The following is a 7,762-nucleotide window of genomic DNA, read 5'->3' on the forward strand; positions in this document are numbered from 1 at the left end:
GGACTTGATTTTGGGCTTAGAACTTAGGGCTTGGGTTTGGGTTTGGGCTTGATTTTGGACTTGATTTTGGGCTTAGAGCTTAGGGCTTGGGTTTGGGTTTGGGCTTGATTTTGGACTTGATTTTGGGCTTAGGGCTTAGGGCTTGAGTTTGGGTTTGGGCTTAGGGCTTGGGCTTAGATATGCCGTATCCATTGTTGTGCGATATACCGTAACTCTTGCTTTTCTTTTTTGTATTCATCCTTAAAGCGGCTTGTTGTATATTGTATAACAGTAGATAATGATGTAGATATACCACTATGTTGTTTTATATATTCATTTATGTTTATATTATTCAATTCAAGCTTTCTTAAAATTTTCTTTTTGTCTATAGAGCTTATATCTATATAATCTATTGACTTGTATATATTTAGCTTTAACATAGCTTTTACCGCTTGCCAGACATTATTTTTATATAGCTTATGATTGTTACTGTCAGCATATTTATTGACATTCTGTGACCAAGAGTCAATTTTACTAATGATTTCTGTTATGTCGTTGATATCCTCTATATTATATATTTTTATGTTAGACGCAGCAGCTAAGCAGATTGGGTATTCACGATATAAGCTACCATATCTTTGACGCAAAATAATATTTAATAGCCTTTTTAGATGTAATATGCCATAATTGGTAGGACTAACAGGCATAATAAGACCATTTTGATATACCATCTCTTGTATGCTTATATTGTTACTCCTATTGTAACCTTTATCATAAAATAATCTTTCTATTTTAATTTTAGGATTAAGCATTTCTATCTGTTCCGATATATGTTTGTTAAATATTTGATTTTTAAATAGGCTATACAAACCTTCTTTATTGTCAACTATTTCAAAAATATTACCTTGTGATTTACTGTTATCATTAGGTATTCGTAGTATTCTGCCTAATTGCTGTTCAAATAATCGAATACTCAGGGAAGGTCTTAAAAGTAGTAGGTTTTGTAGATTAGGAAAGTCAAAACCTTCAACCAACATGCCAATGGTGCATAGTGTATATGGAGTTGTCAGAGGATTCTTGAAACCTGTTATTATCTCGTATTTTTCCCTTTTAGACATATCTCCTGATAAGTATACTGTATCTTTCAGTTTGCCTGTTAAGTCGTAGTTGGAAAAGTTATAGGATGGTAGTAACTCATCATTGAAAATCATTGCTGTTAATTTAGCGTGGAATGTAGGTATTCTCTCCTCCTGTAGGTTTACTATTCCTTTACATGGAGCACAGAATACTAAAGTCTTGCAAAATTTTAAGACATTGCTATCATAAGTTTTTTTAGCTAACTTAGTTCTTATGATTAACTGGTCTATCTTTTTTTGTGTAGAACAATCTAATATTAACTCCTTTTTAAATGTGTCAATGCCTTTTGTAAAGTCGAACATATCTGTTATTTTTTGACTATTATAGATGATATTGTAACTTAATTTAGACAGTATATTCTTGTCAATGCATTCAGGAAGACTTTCTTTATGTATTTCTACCATATCACTGTCAATGTCTTTTACATGCTTTTCATTGCCTATAGTTCCCTGAAATGGAGTAGCTGTCATACCTAATACTTTCGCATTTGAGTTTATTCCAGCAATAAACTGATTCCCTTTATTTTTTATAAAGTTATGAATTTCGTCAATAATAACCAAGTTGACTTTCTCCGCTAAAAGTCTTCTTAGTGTTTCATTTTTTTTACTTAGGATAGACTGAAGAGATGCAAAGACAACACAAGGTTGTGGTAATATTGATTGAATGGTGGTTATTATTCTATCGATTTCGCCTTTAATATCAGAGCATAAAACATAGCTATTAGGGAAGAGAGGTTTATCTTCTGTGATATAAGCTGTTTGTTTAAGAAGATTATTATTTTGAGAAACAATAAATAAGGTAATCTGTCTCCATTCGTAGTATTGTTTAATTAGGTGTTTTGACAGGAATGTTTTACCCCAGCCTGTAGGTAATTTAATGTAGCCTATGCGGTTGGTAAGAAAGAACCGATTAATCTTTTCTAAAACGGCTTGTTTTTCAGGATAAAGAGGCTCAAGCATTTTCAATAATATCCAAAGCTAATTCTAACGCTTCTTCTCTGGTTTTTATTTCACCTTCAAGTATTTTTTCTCTAACCATTTTTAGAATTACTCCAACAGCTGGACCTTGATTGATTCCCATAGAGGTAATATCATCACCATTAATTATGTCAAGAGAGGAGACTGCTTCTTTTATTCTATTGCTTTTTTCTCTAAGAAAATCATAGATTTCTTCTATCTTATCTATTGGTTCAAGACAAGCAAGGGTGTCTGCTTCAAACAGTATTAGCAGGTCAGAAAAGTAAGGTTTTGTTATTAAGTCAATTTTCTTTGACATCCTCATTTTGTCAAAATGCATTAATTTCATGTGGTTTAAGATTAGTTGTTTTACACCATCGATAGTATTGACAGGAAACTTGAGTCTGCGTAGTATCTCTTCTGCTATCTTAGCACCTATTATTTCGTGGTCGTAAAAATGAATACCTTTGTCATCCTTTGTTATAGTAGCAGGTTTTCCGATATCATGCAGTAAAGCTGCCAGTATTAACTCTAATGATGCTTCTGTAGGAAGTGAGCTAATGGTAAGAACGGTATGTGTATAAACATCACCCTCTGGATGAGATTTAGCTTCTTGTTGTATCCCCTTAAGATTAGTTATTTCTGGTAATATCTTAAACAAAAGACCAGACTGGTCTAATAATTCAATGCCTGTTGCTCTATTAGAGCTTAGTAGTATTTTGATAAGTTCATCTCTTATTCTTTCGCTTGAAACTTTATCTAATCTGGTCTTTTTGATTGCTTCAAATGTTTCCGTGTCAATAGCAAAGTTTAGAATGGTTGCAAACCGAATTGCTCTTAAGGTTCGTAGTTGGTCTTCTTCAAACCTTTGTTCTGCATTGCCTACTGCTTTTATGAGTCTTTTTTCTATATCTTGTTTTCTGCCAAAGCAATCTATAATGTTTCCGTCAACATCCATTGCCATAGCATTGATAGTAAAGTCTCGTCTTGCAAGGTCTTGCTCTAAAGAACAACAGAACTCAACTTCAGCCTTTCTCCCATAACATTCTTTATCGATACGGAAAGTGGTAACCTCGATAGGAATACCATTATATATTATAGTAACTGTGCCGTGTTTTATCCCTGTAGGTATATATTTTAATCCCAGTTGTTTTGCTATGTTTGTTATTTCTTCTGGATTGCATGCAGTTGTTATATCTATATCCTTAATCGGTCTATCAAGAAAAATATCACGAATGCTTCCACCGCAAAGATAGTTATTACATCCTTTATTTTCTAATAAAGTCATAAATTCTAATGCTTTATCTATCATTTTTGCTCTCTATATTTGTTGGATTCTATTACATTTATGATTTCTTTACATCTTTGGTATATTTGCTCTATCAAGTCTGGATACAGTTTGGCTTCTATAGATTGTTCGAGTGTTTTGCTGTCAACTCGATACATACCACTGCCTCTTCCACCTGTCGTTTCTCTGGTATCTTCAAACACAGTAGCAGCTAATGGCACACTCCCGAAGATAATCCTACCTAAATATCCCGCTGGATTTTTAGTCTTAGTTCTGTGTTCCATTTCGGAATGTGTGCCTTTTTTATTTAGTGGTCTGTTAAGTCCACATAATGGACAACAGATATTAATAAATTGTGCCATAAGTTAGTCCTCTGGGCACTCTATGAAAAACTCTTGAGTATCATCGTCTATTAATATATCGCATTTTTTGTTGTTACGAACAGCAAATGGTACTCTGTCAATCTTAAAATCCTTAGCAACTTTTTGATTAAAATCAATAAACTCAATATCTTCTTGGGGATATGTTATTATTTTAGCCTTTTTAATTTGGTTACAGTATTGACACTTTTCATCTGTTATGACTTTTATACTCATTTTGAATGCTCTCCGCTATCTCTTTTACCTCTAAGTAGTAGTTTTGAACTTCGGGACTTAATTTCTTAAAAGCTTTTTTTGTTTCTAATGCTGTGGTTAAAATAATTGCTTTATTAGACAACTTTAGTATCTCTTCATTATTAACATTCATTTTTATTCTCTTGACACTCTTTCCAATCGCTAATTCGTGTCTGTCCATTACTGCTAATTTCCTGACTTGCTTTGTGTTATATAAAAGCACTACCTTGCAATAATCGGCAAGGTAGTGCTCTTAAAGATTACTTAGTAGCTTCCTTAGTAGCTTTCCCATATTTCTTATCCATAGCTTTGCTTACTGTGCCTAATGCTTCTTTAGCACATTCATAGAAATCTATTGCCTTTTTTCCTCTACAAGTTTTCAAAGCTCTCGCTCTGGATGAAGTCGTCTTATCACCCCCACGCCCAGTACGCCTCACTACTAAGCTACCAGTTGATGGCTTTACGAATATTTCAACAGCAGCTGAAATAGGAACAACTTTATCCTTATTTTTTCTTGACTTACTTTCGGCAATTGTTACTGCAATTGGCTCTGTTATAATTCGTCTGTTTGGCATTTCTTTATTTCACCTCCTTAGATTGATTTTGATTCTTTATTATAGAATACTATATTTTCTAATCTTTGTCAACCTTTTTACTTGACATTCTTGTATCCCAATGGTATAATAGTAGTATTATGATAAATGTAACTCGTTATGCTGTATATAAATTAGACTACTACTTTTTATGTATCCCAAATGTTCTAATTCCAGAAGATTTACAATCACAAGTAGTTACTGTGCTTAAGTCCGTTGGTATTACAGTAGGTATTAATATCCTTACTGTCAATATTTTGTCTGATGGGTTTTTTCATATCATCTTTTCTCAGACAGACTTAAATAAGTCTCTTGTGAGAATTATAAATTCTTTCAAGGGAGTAAGTTCTCGGTTACTCAGAAAGATTTTGCCAAGATTTAGATGGTATAAAGGCTATTTTATCTGTTCATTAGGTGAACAAAAAGTTTCAAATATTTATCGAATTTTCAAAAAGCCAATTACTGTTTAAGTATTCTTTTTGCTCTTTGTTTTAAAAAAAACAAATGATAGTTCTCTCTGCTTTCTGCCAGAGTTCTTTCTACTGTATGCCTTATACTGTGATCACTTATTATTTCTCTTAAGCGTAGAATTATCTCTCCTATAGTGCCGTCTAATATTAAGTCTAATTTGTCTCTATCTATGTTATTTGTCTCTTCAAATATTTTACATATTAATGCTTGATAACAGACATCTCTAACTAATGAATATTGTTTTAATGGTAATTTTAACTTCGCTACTTCTTTATATATATGCACCAATACTTCATTGATAAGGGTACGAGTTATAGTGTATTGATCTCTTTGATTTTCCCTTGCTAATTTATCTACTGTATTTACTACTTTACCCCTAAGGTCAAGAGTATCAAGTGTATTTTTTACTTCACCTTTAATTTCATTAGGTAAAGTATCTATCTTGTCATACACATTTCTAACTAAACTATCGATAAAGATTTGCTTGTTATTTGGAAAGTCTTTCAAAAGAATCATTTTCTATTTTTCCTTTGTAGGTTTTTCTTCCTTTTTGCCCATTTGTGTGGCTATAAGCAGTGCAGCAGCAATCCCTCCTGGTATAAGCAAAGTTTTCATATTGAAAGGCTTAGCTGTTGGCTCTGATGTTGTTATAGCCTCTACTACTGGTGCTCCTGTTACCAAAGGCTCAGTAGGCTTAGCAGCAGCAAGTTTAACTATAGGCTTAGCTGTCGGTGCTAAAGCAAGAAGTTTTTCTCGCCTTTCTTTCTCTGCTCTCAACTTTGCAATACTACTAATGCTACTCTTAAATTGCTTTTCTATATATGCACGGTATGCTGCAAGTGCTGAATCAAAAAGTTTTTTTCGCCTTTCTTCCTCTGCTCTCAACCTTGAGCGAGTACCATCTCTTTTCTGAGTGCCTTTCCCCAGTTCAGCAATGTATGCTCTTTCTGCTGCTTTATATTCATTTGCAGCAAGTGCTAAATCACGAAAAATTCTTCGTGTGAGAAAGATAATATTTTCCTCCTTTCTCCTCCTTATGTCTCTCTCTATGTTTCTCCTTGAGTAAGGCATACTTTTCATAAGTCTGTCTCTTTCTGTAAGTCTGTCTTTCTCTTCTTGAGTTATACTTCTTATAAGGCTGGTTATCTCTGCTTGGGTCATCTTTCTCATTATGTCTTTTTCTATCTCTGCATTGTATGCAGCAATAGCTGAATCAAAAAGTTTTCCTTGCTTTTCCATCTCTGTTTGAAGCTTTAGGAGATCACTCCTGTTTCTCCAAGATTGGTCTCCTCCCCCTTTTCCATACAATGCAAAGTATTCATTGTATTTTTCATAGTATGCTCTTCTTGCTGCGAATTCTTTAATTGCAACGGGTGCTGCAGCAGATGCTAAATTAAGTGCTCTCAAATTATTGAAAGTCCAAATTCCTTTGCCCTTGCCAAAGCCTATCTCTGCATCTCCAATAGTTGGTAAATTCCTGAAACTTGTTTGAAACATTGTTTATGCCTCCTTTTTTTTGCCCATTTGTGTGGCTATAAGCAGTGCAGCAATTACCCCTCCTGAAATAAGAAGGGTTTTCGTATTGATTGCTGGTGCTTCTGGTACTTCTGTCGGCTTTGGTGTTGTTATAGCCTCTACTACTGGTTTAGCTGCTGGTTTATAGGGCAAGCTTGGTTTAGCTACTGGTTTATATTTAGTTACTGGTGCTACTGTTACCAAAGGCTCAATAGGCTTAGCAACAGAAGGTGGATTGTTTATATCTCCAAATGTTTTATCTACTGCGTGAGCACAAACATCTCTAATAAGTAGATGATATCTTGTTGGCACTTGTCTTAACGAAAAAATTATAGGTACAACTGCTTCATTAATAATGCTATCACTCATTATAGCATCTTTATTATTCATTTTTCTTGCAAATCTTTCTACTATACTTATTACTTTACCCCTAAAGTCAAGAGTATCAAATGCATTTTTTACTTTATCTTTAATTTCACTGGGTAAATTACCTATCCTGTAATACACATTTCTAACTAAACTGTCGATAAAGATTTGCTTGTTGGCTGGGAAATCTTTTAGAAAAGTCATTTTCTATAACTCCTTTTTTGTCTTGGATTTAAGATATTCAATTCTCTCTTCTATAGGCATGCGTCTTATTCTGATCTCTTCTGCTTCCTTTTCCTTTGCTTGCTCAAAAGCTCTCAATTCCTCTGCTTTTCTTTCTTCGATGCCTTTTTGTAGTTTTTCAAATTTACTCAATTCACTTTTTCTCAGTAATTCCGATTTATGTGCTTGTATTAGTCTTTCTGAAGGACTAAAAGTTCTGGCTGGCTTATCTTTTGGTTTACTTGTTTTTTCTATTGCTCTTCTTCTTCCTAACATAGACTCTAAAGCTTTCTTTTGTTCTCTAAAGCTTTCTATTTGTTCCCTTGTTGCTTTAGGCGAGATTTTCTGAGTTCCATAATAAACCTTCTTTTCAAGTTCCTCTTGCCATCCAGGAAACCTTTTCTCTACTATAGGCTTAACTTTTTCTTCTCTTTCTTCAATTAAACCTTGTATCTTATGTTTACTAATTTGTCTCATCTTAGACGGTTTTATACTCTCTTCTAACTTATCCCAAAATGACTTTGCCCTTACTCTTTTCCATCTTTTTGCCCTTCTTGCATTTCTTTCCATTTTTTGTTTTCCTCCTTAAAACTTTCACAGTTATCAATCTTCAACTTTCTT

General features: G+C 33.7%; 11 protein-coding genes. 1 reads left to right on the plus strand and 10 read right to left on the minus strand.

Translation table 11 applies throughout. The annotated features are described in order from the left end of the window. Window positions 1-173: 173 nt before the first annotated feature. The 6 genes from AB1349_11670 to AB1349_11695 form a co-directional block, all read right to left on the minus strand. Entirely contained in the window at window positions 174-2,075 is a 1,902-nt protein-coding gene (locus AB1349_11670; GenBank protein MEW6557988.1) for a DEAD/DEAH box helicase, read from the minus strand. After that, complete coding sequence (locus AB1349_11675) at window positions 2,068-3,384, minus strand: HD domain-containing protein (protein ID MEW6557989.1); 1,317 nt, start codon at window positions 3,382-3,384, stop codon at window positions 2,068-2,070. The genes AB1349_11670 and AB1349_11675 overlap by 8 nt, the downstream gene beginning before the upstream one ends. Further along, on the minus strand, window positions 3,381-3,722 hold the full coding sequence (locus AB1349_11680) for a hypothetical protein (protein ID MEW6557990.1): 342 nt from the start codon (window positions 3,720-3,722) through the stop codon (window positions 3,381-3,383). The genes AB1349_11675 and AB1349_11680 overlap by 4 nt, the downstream gene beginning before the upstream one ends. A gap of 3 nt (window positions 3,723-3,725) precedes the next feature. Beyond that, the gene (locus AB1349_11685) at window positions 3,726-3,956 is read right to left on the minus strand and encodes a hypothetical protein (protein ID MEW6557991.1); all 231 of its coding nucleotides are present in this window, start codon (window positions 3,954-3,956) and stop codon (window positions 3,726-3,728) included. Beyond that, on the minus strand, window positions 3,931-4,155 hold the full coding sequence (locus AB1349_11690; GenBank protein MEW6557992.1) for a hypothetical protein: 225 nt from the start codon (window positions 4,153-4,155) through the stop codon (window positions 3,931-3,933). The genes AB1349_11685 and AB1349_11690 overlap by 26 nt, the downstream gene beginning before the upstream one ends. Window positions 4,156-4,234: 79 nt before the next feature. Then, on the minus strand, window positions 4,235-4,549 hold the full coding sequence (locus tag AB1349_11695) for a hypothetical protein (GenBank protein ID MEW6557993.1): 315 nt from the start codon (window positions 4,547-4,549) through the stop codon (window positions 4,235-4,237). Window positions 4,550-4,668: 119 nt separating this feature from the next. Between AB1349_11695 and AB1349_11700 the strand changes: the two genes are divergently transcribed. After that, entirely contained in the window at window positions 4,669-5,037 is a 369-nt protein-coding gene (locus AB1349_11700) for a transposase (protein ID MEW6557994.1), read from the plus strand. Here AB1349_11700 and AB1349_11705 read toward each other — a convergent pair. Genes AB1349_11705 through AB1349_11720 form a run of 4 tightly spaced genes read right to left on the minus strand, consistent with a single transcriptional unit; the run spans window position 5,027 to window position 7,711 of the window. After that, window positions 5,027-5,554, minus strand: a complete 528-nt coding sequence (locus AB1349_11705; GenBank protein ID MEW6557995.1) for a hypothetical protein — start codon at window positions 5,552-5,554, stop codon at window positions 5,027-5,029. The two genes, AB1349_11700 and AB1349_11705, sit on opposite strands and share 11 nt — an antisense overlap. Window positions 5,555-5,557: 3 nt before the next feature. Continuing rightward, window positions 5,558-6,535: a hypothetical protein gene (locus AB1349_11710; GenBank protein ID MEW6557996.1), complete on the minus strand. Its 978-nt coding sequence runs from the start codon at window positions 6,533-6,535 to the stop codon at window positions 5,558-5,560. A gap of 3 nt (window positions 6,536-6,538) precedes the next feature. Next, window positions 6,539-7,123: a hypothetical protein gene (locus AB1349_11715; GenBank protein MEW6557997.1), complete on the minus strand. Its 585-nt coding sequence runs from the start codon at window positions 7,121-7,123 to the stop codon at window positions 6,539-6,541. A 3-nt stretch (window positions 7,124-7,126) separates the two neighbouring features. Next, on the minus strand, window positions 7,127-7,711 hold the full coding sequence (locus AB1349_11720; protein ID MEW6557998.1) for a hypothetical protein: 585 nt from the start codon (window positions 7,709-7,711) through the stop codon (window positions 7,127-7,129). Window positions 7,712-7,762 lie beyond the last annotated feature (51 nt).

The organism is Elusimicrobiota bacterium, from assembly GCA_040757695.1.
GTDB lineage: Bacteria > Elusimicrobiota > UBA8919 > UBA8919 > UBA8919 > JBFLWK01.

Bases quoted from the DNA above. Each gene is read 5' to 3' on its own strand.
- AB1349_11690 (MEW6557992.1), bottom strand. From the start codon at position 4,155: ATGGACAGACACGAATTAGCGATTGGAAAGAGTGTCAAGAGAATAAAA.
- AB1349_11710 (MEW6557996.1), bottom strand. From the start codon at position 6,535: ATGTTTCAAACAAGTTTCAGGAATTTACCAACTATTGGAGATGCAGAG.
- AB1349_11700 (MEW6557994.1), top strand. From the start codon at position 4,669: ATGATAAATGTAACTCGTTATGCTGTATATAAATTAGACTACTACTTT.
- AB1349_11720 (MEW6557998.1), bottom strand. From the start codon at position 7,711: ATGGAAAGAAATGCAAGAAGGGCAAAAAGATGGAAAAGAGTAAGGGCA.
- AB1349_11695 (MEW6557993.1), bottom strand. From the start codon at position 4,549: ATGCCAAACAGACGAATTATAACAGAGCCAATTGCAGTAACAATTGCC.
- AB1349_11715 (MEW6557997.1), bottom strand. From the start codon at position 7,123: ATGACTTTTCTAAAAGATTTCCCAGCCAACAAGCAAATCTTTATCGAC.
- AB1349_11705 (MEW6557995.1), bottom strand. From the start codon at position 5,554: ATGATTCTTTTGAAAGACTTTCCAAATAACAAGCAAATCTTTATCGAT.
- AB1349_11670 (MEW6557988.1), bottom strand. From the start codon at position 2,075: ATGCTTGAGCCTCTTTATCCTGAAAAACAAGCCGTTTTAGAAAAGATT.
- AB1349_11685 (MEW6557991.1), bottom strand. From the start codon at position 3,956: ATGAGTATAAAAGTCATAACAGATGAAAAGTGTCAATACTGTAACCAA.
- AB1349_11680 (MEW6557990.1), bottom strand. From the start codon at position 3,722: ATGGCACAATTTATTAATATCTGTTGTCCATTATGTGGACTTAACAGA.
- AB1349_11675 (MEW6557989.1), bottom strand. From the start codon at position 3,384: ATGATAGATAAAGCATTAGAATTTATGACTTTATTAGAAAATAAAGGA.